Consider the following 22,575-nt stretch of genomic DNA (forward strand, 5'->3'; position numbering starts at 1 on the left):
GTTTTTTAATTAAAATTTTACATTAGCTCCAAACAGGATTGACCGCTGTCTCGGATAAATTGTTTTGTCCAGCCCATTGTTGGTGATTTCCGGATCCAATCCGCTGTATTTTGTCAATACGAACGCATTTTGAACGCCGGCTGATAACCTTAATGAAGCTTTTCCTTCAAGCCATTTTGGAAAAGTATATCCCAAAGTAATATTGTCCATTCTCAAAAAAGAGGCATTTTCTACAAATATATCGGAATGCAGTACATTCGAGGTTGTTGTAAAATCTGTATCAAGAACGGAAGATGGCAGGTTATTTAATGCCGCACCATTTTGCAGCAACGCATATTGTGCCTGACTTGCATTTACACCGTTGAAAACATGATTTCCAATACTTGCCCTCAAATTAAAAGAGAAATCAAGATTGCCGACATTCATCGTTGAGGCAAAGCCTAATGTAAGGTCCGGATCTTGATTTTTGTAAATATAACGGTCATCGTCATTTTTGATTCCGTCGCCGTTTAAGTCTGCATACGCTCCCTCGATAGGCTTGTTGTTTGCATCGTAAAGCTGTTTGAATACATAGAAAGAGTAAGGCGTGTAACCTTCACTGAAGATTAGCACAGGAGACCCTGTTCCTGCAACATCTCCTCCAGTGAGGATATCAGAGTGGTATGCTAATTCAGTAATTTTTCTTTGGAAAGTTGTAGCGTTAAAGTTTACATTCCAGTTAAAACGGTCTGTTTTAATAACATTTGCATTAAGTGTAAGCTCAATACCTTTTGTTGTAAAGCTTCCTATATTTTGATACGCCCGGTTGGAAGTATTGCTTCCGTCAGGGATAGCCGCATCAACTAAAAGGTCTTTAGTGTCTTTGTAAAAAGCATCTACGCTACCCGTAAACCTGTTATTTGCAAAACCGAAATCGATTCCTGCATTGTAAGTTGTAGTCTCCTCCCATTTCAAGTCTGGACTAATACGCGCCGCAATTCCAATAGGAATAGGACCTGGCCCAAAATAATACTGCGAAGTACCGCTACCGGTATTATACTTCTGAAGGTATGCGTTTGGTTCAGGGAAGTTTTGCTGACCTGTAATTCCATATCCTAACCTAAGCTTAAGGTCTGATATCGCAGTACTGCTTTTGAACAGCGCATCTTTTAGTTTCCATGCAAAAGCTGCAGCAGGGAAATTACCCCAACGATTGTTGTTATCGAACCTCGAAGTACCATCTCGTCTGTATGATAAGGTTAAAAGAAAATCTTTGTAACTGAGGTTTGTTCTGGCAAAATAAGCGATCAATACTACGTCAGTCTTGATATCAGCCTCTGGAAACTGATCCGACAAATTCGGATCCAGAATATTTCCTTGGTATAAGTATTGCTCCTGGAACTTTTGGTACGAATGCCCAACTGTAAGCTCAAAATTAAAGTCATTGATGCCTTTATTATAAACAAAATACGTATCAAGCAGCTTATTTCTTTGAAGTCCCAAATCGAGCTCATTTTTACCAAAAGGTTTGTTGGCATTACTTGGCGCCGAGCCAGCATCCCTACCCATCAATTTTCTTCTTTCGCCATTTGACTCATCAAATCCACCGTTTACTACTACCCTTAAGTCCGGGAAGAAATGCAATTTGTAGTCTAATTCAATGTTTCCGAAAGTCCTGTTGTTTCTACCCGTGTCAAAAGTTTGCAGCAATTGTGCTACTGGATTTCTTGAAACGTTTGGAGACAATGTCGATCCGTCCAATGTTCCGTCACCTGAACGGTACTGGAAGAAACCACCGTAAGGTGATGTTGGATCATATATAGGTTGCGTTGGATCAAAACCAATCGCGGTTCCTTCAACACCATCCGCAAACCTACTGGTTTCATTTGAATAATTAGCATTGACCCTCAATTTCAAATGGTTGTCAAAAAACGAAGGATTCATAGAAAGTCCGACTGTATTTCTGGTAAACTCATTTGTAAGCCTTAAACCTTCCTGATAAGTTCTTCCAATTGTTAACCTTGTTGGAATTGTTTTGAAAAGATTCCCTCTCAATGTAGCACTTTGGTCGACTAAATCTGTTCTTCTGTAAATAGCATCCTGCCAGTCTGTATTGGCGGTACCCAATGAAGCTACTTTTGCCGGAAGTCTGTCAGCTATCAGCGCGCGATATTGATCACCACTAAAAACGTCAACGGTTTTCACCAGTTTACCTGATCCATATTGGAAATTATACTCAAAAGAAAGGTTCTTTCCACCCTTTTTAGTAGTAACTATAATTACTCCATTTGCCGCACGTGAACCATAAATGGCGGTCGCTGATGCATCTTTTAAAACCGTAATCGACTCAACTGTACTTGGGTTAAGTGAAGCTAGAAAAGAAGTAGAACCCGTATTGGTAGTGTTCACAATTGGCAATCCATCGATTACGATAAGCGGATCGTTACTTGCAAACAGCGAACTACCGCCGCGGATCCTGATCTCAGAACCAGAACCAGGAGCACCGCTGGTGTTAACTGTCAAACCGGCAACCCTACCATTCAGCAGGTTCTCAGTAGTAACGTTTGCACCTCTGTTGAAGTCTTTTTCGGAAACAGTCGTGACAGATCCAGTGGCGTCTTTTTTCTTTACGCTACCGTAACCGACCTGGACCACAACTTCCTGTAAATCACTCGCCTTCTCTTGCATTACGACAGATACGGATTTTTGTCCGTCATAGTTTTGGACGACTTCCTTATACCCCACAAACGAAAACACCAGCTTGTCGCCGCGCTTCACATTTGAGAGACTGAAATTACCATCCATGTCTGTCGAAGTACCGTTCTGGGTACCCTGAATAACTACATTTACTCCCGGGAGTGGCTGGCCTGACGCCTGGTCAGTAACCTTACCACTCAGCGTGCCCTGAGCGAAGGCAGCAATCGGCAGTAGTAGTAAAAAAATTAACAACTTTTTGTAAATTGTTTTCATACATTTTGTTTAAGTTAAAATTGAGTTTTTGCTTGGATTTATTGCTTCGAATGTTAAAATTATGTAAAAATGCGGTAAAAAAAAATGTTGGCCGTTTTATTACCTGCCGAAAACGTTTTCGTGTTGAAAACTTTCCTAAATACCTAAATTTTTAAGGTAGAAATTGATAGAAGTAAAAATTAAAATTATCTTTATTCAGAAAACAATATTTACACGATTTTCACATGAAAAGAAAGGTTACCCTAAAACAGATTGCAAAAGAACTTGACGTATCTATTTCAACCGTCTCGAAATCGCTGCGTGACAGCACGGAAATTAGTGAAGATACCCGGCAAAAAGTACAGGCTTTTGCGAAACTTTATAACTACAAGCCAAACAACATCGCCCTAAGCCTGAAAAACCGAAAAACCAAGACCATTGGCATCATCATTCCTGAAATTGTCCACCACTTTTTCGCCACGGTCATTAGCGGTATCGAACAGGTAGCTAATAACCACGGATACAGTGTCGTAGTATGCCTGTCCAACGAATCTTTTGACAAAGAGGTAATCAACATGGAAATGCTTGCCAATGGCAGCATGGACGGCTTTATCATGTCGCTGTCAAAAGAAACACAATATAAAGGTGACTTTCACCACATCACGGAAGTCATCAACCAAGGTATGCCCGTGGTCATGTTCGATCGCGTCACCAACGAAGTCCTTTGCGACAAAGTAATTATCGATGATAAGATGGCGGCTTATGATGCAGTCCAAAACCTTGTCAACATGGGGAATAAAAAAATCGCATTGGTGACAACAGTAGACTATGTAAGTGTGGGCAAGCTTCGTACAGACGGTTATACGAAAGCAATCCTCGACAACGATTTGCCCTTCAATGAAAAGCTGATTATTAAAATAGAGGATATTGAAAACTTTGAATCGCAAATCGCAAAACTGATGGAAAACCGCGCTATTGATGCTGTTCTCGCGGTAAATGAGCTTTTTGCAGTAACCATTATCAAACTGGCAAGCAAAATGGGACTGAAAGTACCGGAAGACCTTTCCGTCATTGCCTTTACCGATGGTATTATATCGCAATATTCAACCCCAACCATCAGCACTGTAAGCCAAAATGGAATAAAGATGGGGCAGAAAGCCGCCAAAATGCTGATTGACCGACTGGAAACCGAAGAAGATGACGATGCCGAGGAACTGTATCGTACCGAAGTCATTGAAACCAACCTGATCGAGCGCGAATCGACCAAGCGCTAATGATTTATCAACAACAAACCCTCAGTACTACCACGTTATCGCAACAGAATACGTTTGGAAAAATTAAAAAAACCGTTACTTCAAAATCCGTAATATAAAATCTTTTATATCTTTACCCCGATTTATCAAGGCTTGTGATTTTTTTGCTTCGAAAACAAAAATGTAAGTTTTGATAAGCATCGCGCTTATCGTATTCAATCTTTAAATTACGATAATGGAAAAGCGTAGGTTAAGTTTCTGGCAAATCTTCAACATGAGTTTCGGGTTTCTGGGAATCCAGATGGGTTTTGCGCTGCAGAATTCTAATGTCAGCCGCATCTTTCAAACATTAGGCGCCAAAATTGACGACATCCCGATACTGTGGGTTGCCGCTCCGCTGACAGGATTGATTATCCAACCAATCATAGGCTACTTCTCTGATAGAACCTGGAACAAACTTGGAAGAAGAAAACCTTATTTCTTAGCTGGCGCTATTCTTGCTTCTGCAGCCTTATTCATTATGCCGAATTCACCGGTATTGTGGTTCGCCGCGGGTATGTTGTGGATCATGGATGCCTCTATTAATGTATCAATGGAACCCTTCCGGGCATTTATCGGCGACAATCTGTCCGAGAAACAACGCACTTTAGGATTTGCAATGCAAAGCTTTTTCATCGGAATTGGTGCCTATGCGGCCTCTCGGCTTCCCGAGATATTAACCCATTTTGATGTAAAAAATACCGCACCCGAAGGAATAATACCGGATTCTGTAAAATATTCATTTTACATCGGTGGCATTGCGTTTATAGTCACTGTACTATGGACCGTTATCTTCTCTAAAGAATATTCTCCAGAAGAAATCGAGGCGTTTGAAAAACATAACGAAAACCTAAACAAAAGGGAAGATTATAAACATCCAAAAGAATGGTTTTCAAAAAACGGCAACTCCCATCTTGCAAAGGGCTTAGTCATGTTAATTATTGGCTTGGGATTTTCATTTTGTATTTATGAATACAACCTGAAAAAGGATTTGTACGTGTTGTCACTGGGTTTGATCAGTTTTGGTGGCGTTGCGCTGATCATTTCCGGACTTTTGCAGAAATCAGCAAAAACGGACAATGGGTTTGTGACCATCATGAATGACTTTCAGTTTATGCCGAAAATTATGAAACAACTCGCCTGGGTACAATTCTTTTCCTGGTTTGCACTTTTCTCAATGTGGATTTACACCACTTTGGCAGTGACACAACATATCTATGGCACAACAGATACTACTTCCGCCGCTTATAATGTCGGCGCAAACCAAGTAGGGAAAATGTTTGCAAATTACAACCTTATAGCAGCTGCTGCAGCATTTCTATTGCCTTTATTGGCTAAAGCAACCAGTCGCAAACTTACCCACTTTTTTGCGCTTACCATGGGTGGCTTAGGTTTGATTTCACTTTATTTTATTAAGGAACCAACTGTTTTTACTATCGAGTGGCTGCCGATGATTGGCGTTGGAATTGCCTGGGCCAGCATACTCTCTATTCCGTATGCTATGCTTTCCGGTGCTTTACCATCGAGCAAAATGGGCTATTACATGGGAGTTTTCAACTTCTTTATTGTAATCCCACAATTGGTAGCAGCGTCGATTCTTGGATTCTTAGTGTCAAAATTCTTTAACAGTGAGCCGATTTATGCGCTGTTAATAGGCGGTGCTTCAATGATCCTTGCCGGACTTATTGCATTGACCATAAATGATAAATCGAAAATTATAATTAATGAATAAAAAAGCATTTATTTTTGACCTGGACGGCGTCATCGTCGACACGGCAAAATACCATTATCTCGCCTGGCAGAAGATTGCCAGCGAACTCGGAATCGAATTCACGCCCGAGCACAACGAAGAATTAAAAGGCGTCAGCCGCGTACGTTCTTTAGACATTATTTTGAATTTAGGCAAAATCAACGCTTCCCAGCAGGACAAGGACCGCTGGCTCGTGCAGAAAAACGAAGACTATCTCGGTTATCTGGTTCACATGGATGAAAGCGAAATATTGCCGGGTGTATTGCCCGTTCTGCAATATCTGAAAGCGAAAAACCAAGCCATTGCATTAGGGTCAGCCAGCAAAAATGCCCGCCCGATTTTGGAGAAAGTCAATATCATTTCTTATTTTGATGCCATAGTCGATGGCAATGATGTGACGAACGCAAAACCGGACCCGGAAGTTTTTGTACAGGCTGCCAAATTGTTAAATGCCCGAAATGAAGACAGCATCGTCTTTGAAGATTCTGTCGCAGGGATACAGGCTGCAAATATTGCGGGAATGACCAGCATCGGGATTGGGGAAGAAAGCATTTTGCATGAAGCCCAATTCAATTTCAAAGACTTTACGCACATCGAAACCAGTTTTCTCGATGTTTTAATTAAAAAATAGACCATACGAAGCAGATAAAACCCAAAAGGTTTTTACATGACTATAAAATTATAAACAATGAATCAGGATTATATCAAACCGGACAATTGGTCCATTATAGAGGAAGGATTTGATGCAGAAAGGGTAAAATCGTCCGAAAGCCTTTTCAGTATTGGAAACGGAGCCATGGGGCAACGTGCCAATTTTGAAGAGCATTACAGCGGTGAAACGTTTCAGGGAAGTTACATCGCAGGAATTTATTATCCCGATAAGACCAAAGTCGGCTGGTGGAAAAATGGTTATCCCGAATATTTTGCCAAAGTGCTTAATGCACCAAACTGGATCGGCATTAACATCGAAATCAATGATGAAAATCTTGATTTGAACGCCTGCGCAAAAGTCGCCCATTTCCGCCGCGAACTGAACATGCAGGAAGGCTGGTACCGCCGTTCATTTGAAGCCACCTTACAAAACGGTGTGGAAATTTCTGTGAATGTTACCCGATTCCTGTCTCTTGATGATGATCAGGCAGGATACATTAATTACGAAATTACGCCACTGAATAAAAACGCAAATATCGTCTTTAAGCCTTACGTCGATGCCGGCGTACACAATGAAGACGCAAATTGGGAAGAGAAATTCTGGGAGCCATTGGAAGTAAAGGCTGATAAAAACCAGGGATTCGTTACAGCACGTACGTTCAAAACGCATTTTACCGCAACGACATTCATGCACAACAGCATTTTCATCGACGGACAAAATCTAGACCTTACACCTGAAAATGTTGCCAAAAACGAGGATAAAATTGAATTCACTTATTCCGTAACTGCTCATAAAGGCCAAAAAGCAACCATTCAGAAAATTGGGGGTTACACCGTTTCAATGAATCATGAAGATACGGTCTCCGCCGCCGCAGATGCAATCAAAGTCGTTTCGGCAAAAGGCTACGGCCAAATGCAGAAAGAACAGGCCGACGGCTGGGCAAAAATTTGGGAAATGTCAGATATCACCATCGATGGCGACGTGAAGGCGCAACAGGGAATCCGGTTCAATATTTTCCAGTTAAATCAAACCTATTCCGGAAAAGATTCGAGGTTAAATATTGGTCCAAAAGGTTTCACTGGCGAAAAATACGGCGGTTCCACCTATTGGGATACCGAAGCGTACTGCATCCCATTTTATATGGCTACCAAAGACCAGCAGGTTGCCCGTAATCTCTTGACTTACCGCTACAACCAACTCGAGAAAGCCATCGAAAACGCTGCCAAATTAGGTTTCAAAAACGGCGCAGCCCTGTACCCGATGGTGACCATGAATGGTGAAGAATGCCACAACGAATGGGAAATTACTTTTGAGGAGATTCACCGCAACGGCGCCATAGCATTTGCGATTTACAATTATTACCGTTTTACCGGCGACTATTCCTATATTCCTGAAAAAGGCCTTGAAGTATTAATCGCTATCGCACGTTTCTGGCAGCAACGGTCTACTTTTTCCACCGATAAGGATGCTTATGTTATCCTTGGTGTTACCGGCCCGAACGAATATGAAAACAACGTCAACAACAACTGGTATACAAATTACCTCGCCAAGTGGTGTATTGATTATGCTGTGGCGCAAATTGAAAAAACGAAGGCTGATTATGCGGAAGATTACTCCCGCATCATGTCAAAAGTGAACCTCACAGACTCCGAATTGTCGCAATGGAAAGCCGTTGCCGGAAACATGTATTTCCCGTACTCTGAAAAGTATAGCGTATACCTGCAACAGGATGGATTTCTGGACAAAGAACTCGTAAAAGCTTCTGAATTAGACCGTTCACAACGTCCAATCAACCAGAAATGGTCATGGGATAGGATTTTACGTTCTCCTTACATCAAGCAGGCCGACGTATTACAGGGCTTTTATTTCTTTGAAGACGATTTTAGCAAAGAAGAACTGGCACGCCACTTCGATTTCTATGAGCCATTTACCGTACATGAAAGTTCGCTTTCACCTTGTGTACACTCAATTCAGGCCGCTGTTTTAGGCAAAATGGACATGGCATACACTTTTTACCTGCGCACTTCCCGACTTGACCTTGACGATTATAACAAGGAAGTAGAAGAAGGATGCCACATCACCTCCATGGCAGGGACATGGATGAGTATTGTAGAAGGTTTTGGTGGCATGCGTGTCAAAAATGACCAATTGCATTTTGAACCGAAAATCCCAAATGGATGGCAGGGCTATTCGTTCAAGATCAATTTCAGGAACCAGGTTTTGAAAGTATCTGTCCACCCTAATGAAACGCGTTTTTCTCTGGAAGGTGGTAAAGAACTCAAAGTCTCAGTAAATGGAAAAGAAGTTCTGGTGGAGCCAAACAGTTTGGTAACCGTATAAATAATCACAAAGGATCGGGGTTCCGGTCCTTTTTTATTGTATAAATTATGAAAAAACTACTATTCCTTTTCCTATTTATTTCAACATCGGCTTCAGCCCAAGTGCAGAAATTAGCACAAGTGCAGAAAATCGAACCGCCATTCTGGTATGCCGGCATGAAAAACCCGTCGTTGCAAGTGATGTTTTATGGTGAAAGTATCGGGCAATATGTTGTCAGCGTTTCGGACAATGTCACTATTACAGACATCACAAGAACCGGTAATCCGAATTATATCTTCGTTACCATCGATACCAAAAATATTTCAAAAGCGACTACATTGACTTTTTCTTTTTCCGAAAAGAAAAAAACCGTTTTCACCCAGAAATATGAAATCCGCGAACGCGAAAAAAATTCGACTTTACGCAAAGGGTTCGATGCCTCAGACGTGGTTTACCTGATTATGCCCGATCGCTTCGCCAATGGAAATACCACTAACGACAACACCGATAATACCACGGAAAAGATGGACCGCACAAAACCATCCGGCCGCCATGGTGGTGATATTAAAGGAATTATAGACCACCTCGATTACATCCAATCGACCGGAGCAACAACCCTCTGGAACACACCGCTTTGCGAAGACAACGATCCGCGGGGCTCTTACCACGGTTATGCGCAATCCGATGTCTACAAAATCGATCCACGCTATGGTACAAACGAAGATTACCTGAAGCTTTCATCTGAAATTCATAAACGGAACATGAAACTGGTCCTCGATTACGTCACCAACCATTGGGGCAGCGAGCATTGGATGATGAAAGACCTGCCCACATACGATTGGGTACACCAATTCCCGGGATACGGACAAAGCAACTACCGCATGACGACACAGTTCGACCCGAACCGCGCCGAAACGGACAAGAAGTACTGCGTTGACGGCTGGTTCGTAAAAACCATGCCGGATTTAAATCAATCGAATCCATTGTTGCTGACTTACCTCACCCAAAATGCAATTTGGTGGATTGAATATGCGAACCTCGACGGCTTTCGGGTGGATACGTATTCCTACTGCGACAAAGATGGCATTTCAAAATGGACCAAAGCCATCACCGATGAATACCCCTATTTCAACATCGTTGGCGAAGTCTGGATGCACGATCAGGCCCAAATGGCGTATTGGCAGAAAGACAGCAAAATCGGTGCCATCCAAAATTACAATTCGTACCTGCCTTCCGTAATGGATTTCACTTTACATGATGCCATCAGCACTGTATTTAACGATGACAAACCTTCGTGGGACAAAGGAATTATTAAAGTGTATGAAAATTTCGTAAACGATTTCTTGTACCCCAACCCAAACTCAATCCTCGTTTTCGCGGAAAACCACGATACGCAACGCATCAGCCATTGGTATCCTGACCTGAATAAATACAAATTGGCGATGACACTGGTGGCAACCATCCGCGGGATTCCCCAACTCTATTACGGCTCTGAAATTGGAATGACCGGCGATAAGGATAAAGGAGATGGCGACATCCGACACGATTTCCCGGGAGGATGGAACGGCGATACAAACAATGCCTTTTCGGATTCCGGACGCACGGAATCTCAAAAACAATATTTTGACTTTACGGCTAAATTGTTCAATTGGCGCAAAACCAAAACCGTCATCCACAACGGCAAAACAATGCAGTTCCTGCCGGAAGAAAATGTATACGTCTATTTCCGATACAATGACAACGAATCGGTGATGGTTGTCATCAATAATTCCGACCAGAAAAAAACCTTCGCAACCAGCCGTTTTAAGGAAGGAATCAGGAACTTTAAGTCTGGGAAAGATGTCCTGACCGGCCTGGATTTTGATTTGAGTAAAGAAATAACCATCGACGCCAAGACTGCGCTCATTCTGGAATTAAAATAAAGCGCTCCTACATTATTAATTATTAATTATCAATTGAATCAGGAGCTAATCCCGCTTTCGCCTTTATCTTGCTTCCGCTATCGCTTCAGCAAGGATATCGGCTCTATCGGGCTAAAAAACCCAAACCATGAAGTACCTTTTTTCGATCATTGCAGTATTCCTTTTTACGATTTCAGCGACAGCACAAAATGCGCGCACCTTCAAAAGCTTCAAAAAAACGCCAAATGGATTGGAAATTTCCGTTTCCGATGGCAAATATATAATCCATTTCTACAACGAATCGATTGTAGAAACCACGTTTCTTCCCACAGGCGAAGCATTCAATCCGGAGTCGCATGCAGTCGTTCTCACGCCGCAAAATAAAATCGGTAAATCGGCAGAGAAAAATGGGACAATTACTTTGACCTCAACAGGCATCACGGTTTCGATTAAAAAATCACCGTTCAACATTTCGTACGCCTATAAAAACAAATTATTGCTTTCCGAAAAAAATGGCTATGCCAAAAAAACCGAAACCGGAAACGATGGAAAAACACAGCAATTGGAAACGCTGAATTTCAACCTTGATAAAGACGAAGCGCTCTATGGCGGCGGAGCCCGCGTACTCGGCATGAACCGCCGCGGCAACCGCTTACAGCTATACAATCGCGCCTCCTACGGATATGAAACCCGCGCCGATTTGATGAATTTCACTATGCCATTGGTGCTTTCCTCAAAAATATATGCTGTCCATTTCGACAATCCCGCCATCGGTTACCTCGACCTCGACAGTAAAAAAGACAACACACTGGCGTACGAAACCATTTCGGGCCGGAAAACCTACCAGGTCATTGCAGGCGACAGCTGGGCAAAACTCATCGAAAATTATACGTCTTTGACCGGAAGACAGCCGCTGCCACCGCGTTGGGCATTGGGGAATTTTGCCAGCCGCTTCGGGTACCGCGACCAGGAAATGGCCGACAAGACCGCACAGCATTTCATTGATGACAAAATTCCGGTGGACGCGATGATTTTTGATTTGTACTGGTTTGGGAAAACGATAAAAGGCACGATGGGCAACCTCGAGTTTGATAGGGAAAACTTCCCTAATCCCGAAAAAATGATGGCCGGGCTGAAAGAAAAAGGCATTAAAACCATCTTAATTACAGAGCCTTTTATCTTAACCACATCGTCGAAATGGCAGGAAGCCGTTGATAAAAAAGTGTTGGCGACAGATGTGTCCGGAAAACCGTTTACTTATGATTTCTATTTCGGGAATACTGGCTTAGTCGACGTATTTAAACCCGAAGCGAGAAATTGGTTCTGGAGCATATACAAAGGATTGGCCAACCAAGGCGCTGACGGAGTCTGGGGTGACTTAGGAGAACCTGAAGTTTTTCCTTCAGCTGCATTTACCGCAAAAGGTAAAGCAGATGAAGTCCACAACATTTATGGGCACAATTGGGCGAAAATGGTTTTTGAAGGATACCAAAAAGATTTTCCAAACCAACGCCCTTTTATCCTGATGCGTTCCGGCTATTCAGGTTCTCAGCGATATGGCATGATTCCCTGGAGCGGTGACGTGAGCCGCAGTTGGGGTGGCCTGTCAGGGCAAATGGAAATTTCACTCGAGATGGGCATGCAGGGTATGGGCTATATGCACTCCGATTTAGGTGGATTCGCCGGCGATTACAATGACAACGAATTGTACCTGCGCTGGCTGCAATATGGTGTTTTCCAGCCGATTTTCCGTCCGCATGCGCAGGAAAACGTCGCTTCTGAAGCGATATACAAAGACATTCTTACGAAAGAAAAAGCCAAAAAAATAATTGAATTGCGTTACCGCCTGCTGCCATACAATTATAATCTCGCTTTTGCAAACCACAAAACGGGGCTGCCGTTGATGCGTCCGCTGTTTTTTGAAGAACCGGCAAATAAAAATCTTTCAGCAGTCAGCCAGACGTATCTTTGGGGCAACGACTTTCTGGTAACACCCATCATAAAAGCGGGAGCAACGGAAACTTCGGTATTTTTTCCAAAAGGAAACTGGTTTGACTTTTTCACAGGAGAAAAGCATTCAGGCGAAAAAAACATCACGGTGAAAACCGCTGAAGACCACATCCCCGTTTTTGTACGCGGTGGTGCATTCATCCCGATGAGCAAAGTGGTACAGAACACTGAGGTTTATTCCCAATCAGATTTGGAAATCCAGTACTACTATGATGCCGACGTGAAAACAAGCACATCTGAATTGTACCTGGATGACGGTAAAACACCTGATGCTTACGAAAAGAAACAATACGAAATGATTGCGTTTAGATCGTCTTTGGATGCAGACGCCATCACCATCAACGTAAATGACAATCCAGGGCTTTACAGCGTAAGGGACAAAAAGTATACTTTTTTCATCCATGGCCTGGACAAAAAACCTGCTTCAGCTTCCGTCAATAATGCTAAAACTACTGTCACCGAAATGGGAAGGAACATATACGCTATCACCGTGGATATAACCGTTGGGGAAACGCAAATCAAAATCGAATTGTAATGAAAAAAGTACTATTTATGGCTTTGCTTCTATTTACAGCTGCCACCGTTGCACAAAAACATAAATCAACAAAAAAGACAGTTCAAAAACCGTTTGTTTGGGAAGGAGCCAACCTGTATTTCCTGATGACCGACCGTTTTTGCAATGGAGACAAATCAAATGATGTGAATTTTGACCGAACAAAAAAACCGGGAAAACTTCGCGGTTTTGAAGGTGGGGATTTAAGAGGCATCATACAAAAACTTGATGAGGGATATTTTGATAAGCTGGGCGTCAATGTCATCTGGTTTACCCCGATTGTAGAACAAATTCACGATGGTGTCGATGAAGGCACCGGATTATCGTATGGGTTTCACGGCTATTGGGCACGGGACTGGACCACACTCGATCCAAATTTCGGGACTAAAAAAGACTTGAAGGAACTTGTCGATAAGGCGCATGCGCGTGGCATTAGGATTATGTTGGACGGCGTCATTAACCATACCGGGCCTGTCACGGAAATTGACAGCGTATGGCCGGAAGGCTGGGTGCGTACCGGCCCTCAATGCGATTACAAGAGTTTTGAAGGAACGACCGCCTGTACGCTGGTCAAAAATCTCCCGGATGTAAAAACCGAAAGTATTGTTGAAGTTGAGATTCCCCCATTCCTCGCTGAAAAATGGAAAAAAGAAGGGCGGTATGAGCAGGAAATGCAATCGCTGGATGATTTTTTTAAACGGACGGGATATGCCAGGACACCCGGAAATTACATCATCAAATGGCTGACAGATTATGTTTCAGCGTTTGGGATAGACGGCTACCGTGCCGATACCGTCAAACACACCGATGAAGCGGTTTGGGCAGACTTTAAAACACAATGCGAGTATGCCTTTTCGCTTTGGAAAAAAAACAATCCAGGAAAGGTACTCGATAACAATGGGTTCTATACGATCGCCGAAGTGTATAATTACGGAATCAGTGGCGGGAAATTGTTTGACTTTGGAGACAAAAAAGTCAATTATTTTGAACACGGATTCAACAACATGATCAACTTCGAGTTCAAATGGAATGCTGCGCAATTGGATTACGAAAAGCTGTTCTCTAAATATTCTGAAAAGCTCCATGGTGAACTAAAGGGTTACAGCGTGTTGAACTATATTTCTTCACATGATGACGGCTCGCCATTCGATGCCAAACGCGAAAAAAGTTATGAAAGTGCCATACGCTTATTGCTTACTCCCGGCATTTCCCAAACCTATTATGGTGATGAAACCGGGCGTTCTTTAGTCGTTCCGGGAACCGAGGGAGATGCTACATTGCGCTCGTTTATGAATTGGGATGATATCAGATCAAAACCTGAAACCCAAAAAATCCTGGCACACTGGCAGAAAGTAGGATTATTCAGGAAACACCATCCGGCGGTTGGCGCGGGTATACACGTACAGATTTCAGACAAACCGTATGTGTTCAGCAGGACTTTCTCGAAAGGGAAATTCCGTGATGCTGTTGTGGTTGGACTCGGCCTGTCAACAGGAAAAAAGACAATTCCCGTGGGAACGGTTTTCAAAAAAGGCGCCAAAGTGCGCGACGCTTATTCTGGTAAAAAATCCATTGTTTCCGGCGGAAATGTGATAATTGACAGCGAATCCGACATCGTTCTGATTGAAAAGATTTAATTTCGCGGAAGTAAATTCCCGAAATGAACAAACTCCTGAAAATCGGACATCGCGGCGCGAAAGGATATTGTCCTGAAAACACATTGGAAGCCTTCGAACAGGCTGTTTTGATGGGTTGCGATGGCATTGAGCTTGACGTTCATCTTTCCGCAGACGGCGAAATAATTGTGATCCATGACCATTCCACCGATCGCGTTACGGGCCAAAACGGCATTGTTTCGGAATTAACTGCGTCCGAATTGAAAAAAATGACGATTGGGGATGGCCATGAAATCCCGCTACTTTCAGAAGTTTTTGATTTGGTGAACCACCGCGCCTTCATTAATATTGAGCTCAAAGTGGGCGAAGCGGCTGAGCCGGTATTGCGCCTGATTGAAAAATATGTGGCAAAAGGCTGGCAGTTTCCTGAATTCCTGATTTCATCGTTTGACTGGCCGGCGTTGCAACACGTGAGTGAATTACATCCTGACATTCCATTGGGTGTTTTGACCGAAACAGATTTGGAACTCGCCGCTGCTTTCGGCAAAACCGTCCATGCAGAAACCATCCATCCGCATTTTCATTTGCTGACTAAAGAAAATACCATCGCGTTGCAGCAGCATTTCAAAATATTTACCTGGACCGTAAATGAACCCGAAGATATTGCGAAAATAAAGCAATTTGGCGTGAACGCCATCATCACAGACTATCCCGACCGCATATGAAACAGGATTATGACATCATCATTGTAGGCGGAGGTGCCGCAGGATTTTTCACGGCAATTAATATTGTCGAAAGAAATCCACTATTGAAAGTAGCCATACTCGAACGCGGTACAGAAGTACTTACCAAAGTCAGGATTTCCGGCGGCGGGCGCTGCAACGTAACCCACGCGTGTTTTGAGCCGAACGAATTGGTTAAATATTATCCAAGAGGCGAAAAAGAACTGCGTGGCCCATTTCATCAGTTTGCGTCTGGTGATACCATTGCGTGGTTTGAACGGCATGGCGTCGAATTGAAAATCGAAGATGATGGACGGATGTTCCCCATTACGGATTCTTCCCAAACAATCATCGATTGTTTCCAAAAAGCAGTTGACAAATTGGGCATTAAGGTGCTTACAGGCCAAAGCGTCAATCACATCTACAAAAAAGAAGATCATTGGCAGGTTGAAACCAAACAGCAAAATTTCCACTGCGAAAAACTCGTAATGGCTACGGGCAGCAATCCAAAAATATGGGAAATGCTGTCAGGATTAGGCCATTCTATTGTCAGCGCAGTGCCTTCCCTATTTACTTTTAACATCAAAGACAAACGCATTACCGATTTGCCCGGAGTTTCTGCAATAGTTTCTGTAAAGGTGAAAGATACCAAGCTCACTTCGACCGGACCTTTATTAATCACGCATTGGGGAATGAGCGGCCCGGCGATCCTGAAACTTTCAGCCTGGGGTGCGCGGGTTTTGGCTGAAAAAAATTACCAGTTCAGCATTCATGTAAATTGGTTGAACGACATCGATTTGGCGGAAGCGGAAAAAATCCTTCGCAACCTGAAACACGAACATGCAAAGAAAACCGTCTCAAAAAAATCTCCTTTTGACTTTCCAAATCGCTTGTGGGAAAGCCTTGTTTTGGCAGCAGGAATCGACAATGAAACCAAATGGGCAGACCTATCTAAGACGCAACTCAACAGCCTGGCATCTGTACTGACGCAGAGTATGTTTCAGGTCAATGGGAAAAGCACTTTCAAGGAAGAATTTGTGACTGCGGGCGGTATTGATCTTAAGGAAGTTAATTTTAAGACCATGGAAAGCAAGATCCATGAAAACCTGTTTTTTGCTGGCGAAATCGTGAACATCGATGCCATTACCGGCGGTTTTAACTTCCAGAATGCGTGGACAGGTGGTTTCATAGCCGCCAATGGAATTTTGGCGTAAGATTTATAACGTGTTGATCCATGAAACTTTATAGTAATATTTATATATTTGGTTTGTCAAAACACCATTTATGAAATATTTTTTACGTTCCATTACCGTTTGCTTTCTCTTTATTGTAAGTTCAGTTCATGGGCAACCCGGATTTACGTGCGCAGAAGCATTACAAATAAGCAACATTCCTTTCTCGGTCACTGACAATACCGCCAACTACGGAAATGGTTTCAACCCAACTGAGTGGATATACTGTACTGACATGCCTTATGGTCCTTCCGCATTCCAGGGAAATGATGTGTTTTACGCCTTCACTGCTACAGAAACAAGACTCATAAATATAAAAATGACTCCTGACCAGCCCAATACTGTGCTAATGATTAGGACCTCGACGTGTAATGATTCCGGCGGATGTCTTAAAATGGTTTATAATAATACTACCAACCCAAGAATTGTAAATAATTTGCAAATTTATGAGGGCAATACCTACCAAATCATGATCTCCAGCGCCGCAGCTGTGCAAACTTCGGGCTATACGCTGGCGATTACGCAGGATTGCGTTGCTCCTGATAATGCAGGCGCTTACGCCATTAAGGCCACATCTGCAACGCTAAACTGGTCCGAGGTTTTCCAAAGTGACAATGCATGGGAAGTTTTGTTGATTCCTGGTGATGCCACTCCGGAAACTCCCGCTGATGATCCCGTCGTTGAAAATGGCACGTTACTTTTTCCCGTAAATAGTGCGAATTCAAACATTGTACTTGCCGCAAATACCCTTACACCTTCCACAACATATCATATGTTCGTCAGGACGGTATGTTCAAATAACGGAAAAAGTCCATGGTCACCCCCGGGTTCATTTCAAACTGCCGTCTGTGATGTCGAAAACCAATGCAATTATAAGTTTATAAAAAGTTCTACATCAGTAAATGGATGGAATGGTGGGAAAATGCTCGTGCGGCAAAATGGTATTACCGTAGGAGAACTTACGATGACTGGTAACGTGACAGTGAATACGCTGATCCCAATATGTAATGATATCCCATTTGATGTATACTGGAGCGTTCCGGGAACACATCCTGAAAATGTAGGACTTTCAATCCAGAACCCTTACACAGATGTAATTTACAACAAGCTACCGGGGGAAGGCGGCAATCCGTTGGAAACGTTGTTTACGGATACAGGCCATTGTTCAACTCCAACATGTCAAAAACCAACGGCGCTGAGTGTAAGCGCAACAACGCAGACTTCCGCTACACTTACCTGGACGCAAGCAGGCACTTCAGCCCAATGGGAAGTGTATGTTACTTCGCCTGATGGGTTGCCTCCACCCATTAATGCTCCGGTTACAGGCGTTGCACCGTATTATCTTACCAACACCAACGCTATTACGGTAAGCGGCCTTGCAATGCAGACAACTTATAAATATTATGTCAGGGCGGTGTGCTCTCCAACGGATAAAAGCGCCTGGACTTATAACAATCCTAAGGCATTCAGTACGAAACCTTCCAATGATGACTGTGTAAATGCTATTAATGTTGTGCAAAATACACTTCAGGATTGTTTGCCGGAAAACGTCATCCACGGAAGCACTTTAGGAGCAACTCCCACGGTTCCAACTTTGCCTAACATGACAGGAAGTAATTGCAGTGCTACATCCAGCGATGTATGGTATACGTTTACCGCAGTATCGAGCAGCTGTACTATAAATATAAGCACTACCGGTACGATATTTGGTAGTATTTTTTCAGGCAATTGCGGAAATTTGACAAAGTTGGCTTGTTTCGTGGGAACAGGAAATACCGTATCCGGCCTCACGGTTAACCAGGTTTACTATCTTAGAATATCCGGACAGGCTTCCTCCACCGGGGGTGAATTCGACCTCTGCCTGACAGTGCCTCCTCCAAATGACGAAAGCACGACGGCCATTGCGCTTACCGTAAATCCCGATTCCAATTGTACCGTCACCACTGCCGGCAATACCCTGGGCGCCACTGCTTCCACCCAGACTAACAATTGTGTTGGTGTCAATGATGACGTGTGGTATACTTTTGTCGCAACGAGCCCTGTCCACGTCATCCGAATTAGCGATACGGTAATTAGCGTTGGCTCAGACACGGTCAACCACGCCTTATTTAGCGGCTCTGGTGCGTCACTCAGTTTTATATATTGCACTACAGCGTCAGCAAAGGTTTCTACAAACCTGATTGTTGGGAATGCCTACACCATAAGGGTTTTTTCCTCTGGAACTGGCATTTCACAAAGTGCTAAATTTAATATATGTGTGGCAACACCCATTCCAGTCACAAATGATGAATGTGCCTCTGCAATGCCGGTTGTCGTGGCAGAAAATATGAATTGCAACAATACAGTACATGGATCATTGGCGGGCGCTACCACATCGGCTGTTACGAATAATTGCACCAGTAATGCAGATGATGATGTGTGGTTTAAGTTTGTTGCCACAACTACTTCAGTTGGAATACGCCTTTTAAATGTTTCCGGAACGGCAACGAATCTGGTCCATTCGCTTTTTCAGGGTTCGTGCGATAATCTTTCTGCTATATACTGCAGTTATTCTGACGATAGCACAACCGACAATCTTACTATCGGCCAAACGTACTATATCAGGGTATGGTCATCAGCAGCGACGGTGCAGGATATTGTATTTGATGTCTGTGTAATGAATGTTACTGCTTCATTGACCACATCAACTACATTGTTTACGCCACAGCAATTGGTTACAAATGTCCTGATCAATAACCCTTGTGTTGACATTTCCAACATCACTTATTCTACTGGATCAAATTTTAATTCTGTCAATGGTATCGGGTATTTTACAAATTTAAACAGCGTCAATACCGGGTCGTTCCCGATCGCATCAGGATTGGTATTAAGCACAGGTGATGCTGCGCATGTGGGGGGGCATAACAATTTTACGCTGAGTGAAGGAATTTCAACGTGGCCTGGTGACCTGGAGTTGCAAAACGCCATTCAAATGAATCAACAATCCTATAACGCTTCCGTATTGGAATTTGACTTTACAACCCCGACAGCTTACATGAGTTTTAATTTCTTGTTTGCCTCGGAAGAGTATGGGACTTTTCAATGCAATTATTCTGACGGCTTTGCATTTTTACTTACTGATTTAGCTACAAACGTTACAACGAACCTGGCGGTATTACCTGATAATATTACCCCGATTTCCGTCGTAACTATTCGGGATCAGCAATACAACCCCGACTGTGATTCAATGAATCCGGACTTTTTTGGGCACTATTTTCCAGATGACGATCAATTTGTATCAGCTATTAATTTTAATGGACAAACCCATCTGATGACTGCAGCGTCTGATATTATTCCAAACCATCCTTACCATATCAAACTGGCCGTTGCAGACAGAGGTGACAGAAGTTTCGATTCCGCTGTCTTTTTACAGGCGGGAAGCTTTGCTTCAGGCCCACCGGAATGTACCGATAAAATAAGGCTCACCACTTTTATTGATGAGAACGCGAACGGCATAAAGGAAGATACTGAAATTGCGTTTAACTATGGTTCATTCGCCTACCAGCAGAACAATACAGGGGAACTGACCCATATCTCAACACCGTTGGGAACCTATACGCTTTATGATTCGAATCCGTCAAATACTTATGATTTTAGTTACGTGATAGATCCTGAATTCCAGACCTATTTCAGCGTCGCATCTACCACTTTCAATGACATTAACGTTGCTGTGGGAAGCGGCACCACGGAATTGTTTTTCCCGATAAACGTGCTACAGGCCTATAATAACCTTGCCGTTTCAATCCTGCCCACAGGTATTCCGCGTCCGGGGTTTGATTACAGCAACACGGTTACATACACCAACCTTGGGATGACTTCCACATCAGGGACGATTGCCTTCACCCGCGACGCATCCACGACGATTACCGGCGTCAGTCAATCAGGGATTGTAAACACCGCTGATGGCTTCACCTATAGTTTCAGCAACCTGCCACCGCACGAGACAAGGTCTTTCGTCGTTACCATGAGTGTGCCGGCTATTCCAGCAGTCAACCTCGGTGATCAGCTCACCACATCAGCCGTAATTTCAGCACCGTCGGGTGACATCAACATCTTTAACAATGCCTTCAGCAATACCCAAACTGTAGTAGGCTCTTATGACCCGAATGACAAACAGGAGGCGCACGGGGGTAAAATAAACTTCAATCAATTTTCCGCAGATGATTACCTTTATTATACCATCCGTTTTCAAAATACGGGTACATACAATGCGTTGAACGTTCGTGTAGAAGACATCCTCGACGGAAAACTCGATCCGGAAAGTATCCGTATGGTGAGCGCAAGTCATAATTACGTAATGGAGCGCATCGATAACAAAGTCGTCTGGCATTTCGACTATATTCAATTGCCTTCGATATACCAAAACGAAGCCCTGAGCCATGGTTACATCACTTTTAGGATCAAGCCACTACCGGGATTCGAACTGGGAGACATCATTTCCAATACAGCCGATATCCATTTTGATGCGAATCCGGCGATCACGACAAACACTGTAAATACCGTTTTCGAAATTCCGCTCGGAATCGGGGTACTTGATCCATCGCAAATATTGCTGTTCCCAAATCCTGCCAATCAGTATGTAAAAGTAGCATTGGTCAATACCGTAGAAGATATTGCTGACATTAATGTTATAGACATGTTAGGGAAGTCGATTATTGTACAGAAAAATATCGGTTCAATGCAAACCGACATCGATATTTCCCATTTGGCAAAAGGAGTTTATCTTGTGGAGATCATCACCGCAAACCATTTAAAACAGCTTAAGAAACTGATCGTGCAGTAACGCTAACTCAAGCCGGCTTTTTTTAAAAAAGCCGGCTTTTTTTATTGCAAACAAGATAAAAATACGACAAGTTATTACTCGTCCGAAATATCTGCGTTTCATCAGAAAAATTAGTGCGAGCTTTAAAAAAATAATACCTTTAACACCTTATTGACAGCCAAAATCAAGTACATCAAGCTTATTTCCCCAAAAAATGACAGCAATGAAAAAAAGTTACTGCCTGCTCTTTATTATTTTTTTTACTCTTGTTGGCTACAGCCAAAATTTCGAATCCTTCGCCAGTGGGATTAAGATCAACAACACGATTTACAACATCACCGGGTCACAGCCCATTCAGCTAATTAATCCTGATCCGGGTGCCCAATTCTTTGACGGCCTTTCGCTAGGTACTTTCGGGCAGAATGCCAATTGTATGTCTATCACGGGCGGCGAAGTCAAAACCTGGAAAACAGCAACGTCCAATGTTTGTGCTGTTACATTAAACTGGCGGGTCTATACTGCTGGGTCACCGTCGGGAGGGTTTAACGCTGTTCCGCTAACACAGGTTTTTGACTGCAATACCGTAACCAGTATATTTGATGATGGTTTTGGACCGTGTTCAGCCAATGACCAAAAGTGGAAAGATTATACTTTGAATACTAATTTCCTTAGCGGCCTCACGCCCGGAAATTATATTCTGGAAATATTTTACAGTTTTGACGGATCGGATACCACCACATCGACCTGCGAGACCACCCGATTCATCAACAATTGAGGATTAAACTTCCGTGCTTCGTTC

12 protein-coding genes are annotated in these 22,575 nt (G+C 43.1%); 11 read left to right on the forward strand and 1 reads right to left on the reverse strand.

Features of this window, described 5'->3' with window-relative positions:
- Window positions 1-9 precede the first annotated feature (9 nt).
- Window positions 10-2,949: a SusC/RagA family TonB-linked outer membrane protein gene (locus tag CFE23_RS00245; RefSeq protein WP_291082283.1), complete on the reverse strand. Its 2,940-nt coding sequence runs from the start codon at window positions 2,947-2,949 to the stop codon at window positions 10-12.
- A 224-nt stretch (window positions 2,950-3,173) separates the two neighbouring features.
- Here CFE23_RS00245 and CFE23_RS00250 point away from each other — a divergent pair, with 224 nt between their 5' ends.
- From CFE23_RS00250 to CFE23_RS00300, 11 genes are all read left to right on the forward strand, one after another.
- A complete protein-coding gene (locus CFE23_RS00250; RefSeq protein ID WP_291082286.1) occupies window positions 3,174-4,202 on the forward strand; it encodes a LacI family DNA-binding transcriptional regulator in 1,029 nt (342 codons plus the stop codon).
- Window positions 4,203-4,416: 214 nt separating this feature from the next.
- Window positions 4,417-5,952 (forward strand): MFS transporter, encoded by a 1,536-nt coding sequence (locus tag CFE23_RS00255; protein ID WP_291082288.1) that lies wholly within the window; start codon window positions 4,417-4,419, stop codon window positions 5,950-5,952.
- Entirely contained in the window at window positions 5,945-6,601 is a 657-nt protein-coding gene (gene pgmB, locus CFE23_RS00260) for a beta-phosphoglucomutase (RefSeq protein ID WP_291082291.1), read from the forward strand. Before CFE23_RS00255 ends, pgmB begins: the two co-directional genes overlap by 8 nt.
- A gap of 57 nt (window positions 6,602-6,658) precedes the next feature.
- Window positions 6,659-8,962, forward strand: a complete 2,304-nt coding sequence (locus tag CFE23_RS00265) for a glycoside hydrolase family 65 protein (RefSeq protein WP_291082294.1) — start codon at window positions 6,659-6,661, stop codon at window positions 8,960-8,962.
- A 47-nt stretch (window positions 8,963-9,009) separates the two neighbouring features.
- Window positions 9,010-10,863, forward strand: a complete 1,854-nt coding sequence (locus CFE23_RS00270) for a glycoside hydrolase family 13 protein (protein WP_291082297.1) — start codon at window positions 9,010-9,012, stop codon at window positions 10,861-10,863.
- 127 nt (window positions 10,864-10,990) lie between these two features.
- Window positions 10,991-13,387, forward strand: coding sequence for a TIM-barrel domain-containing protein (locus CFE23_RS00275; RefSeq protein ID WP_291082300.1), 2,397 nt, complete (start codon window positions 10,991-10,993; stop codon window positions 13,385-13,387).
- On the forward strand, window positions 13,387-15,042 hold the full coding sequence (locus CFE23_RS00280; RefSeq protein ID WP_291082304.1) for an alpha-amylase family glycosyl hydrolase: 1,656 nt from the start codon (window positions 13,387-13,389) through the stop codon (window positions 15,040-15,042). The genes CFE23_RS00275 and CFE23_RS00280 overlap by 1 nt, the downstream gene beginning before the upstream one ends.
- Before the next feature lie 23 nt (window positions 15,043-15,065).
- Window positions 15,066-15,746 carry a glycerophosphodiester phosphodiesterase family protein gene (locus CFE23_RS00285; RefSeq protein WP_291082307.1) on the forward strand — a complete coding sequence of 227 codons (681 nt, stop codon included), beginning with the start codon at window positions 15,066-15,068 and terminating at the stop codon, window positions 15,744-15,746.
- The gene (locus CFE23_RS00290) at window positions 15,743-16,957 is read left to right on the forward strand and encodes an NAD(P)/FAD-dependent oxidoreductase (RefSeq protein WP_291082310.1); all 1,215 of its coding nucleotides are present in this window, start codon (window positions 15,743-15,745) and stop codon (window positions 16,955-16,957) included. The genes CFE23_RS00285 and CFE23_RS00290 overlap by 4 nt, the downstream gene beginning before the upstream one ends.
- A 70-nt stretch (window positions 16,958-17,027) precedes the next feature.
- A complete protein-coding gene (locus tag CFE23_RS00295) occupies window positions 17,028-21,797 on the forward strand; it encodes a choice-of-anchor L domain-containing protein (RefSeq protein ID WP_291082312.1) in 4,770 nt (1,589 codons plus the stop codon).
- 202 nt (window positions 21,798-21,999) lie between these two features.
- Window positions 22,000-22,551 (forward strand): hypothetical protein, encoded by a 552-nt coding sequence (locus tag CFE23_RS00300; RefSeq protein WP_291082314.1) that lies wholly within the window; start codon window positions 22,000-22,002, stop codon window positions 22,549-22,551.
- Window positions 22,552-22,575 lie beyond the last annotated feature (24 nt).

Origin of the sequence: Flavobacterium sp. BFFFF1 (assembly GCF_002256285.1) — a bacterium.
Classification (GTDB): domain Bacteria; phylum Bacteroidota; class Bacteroidia; order Flavobacteriales; family Flavobacteriaceae; genus Flavobacterium.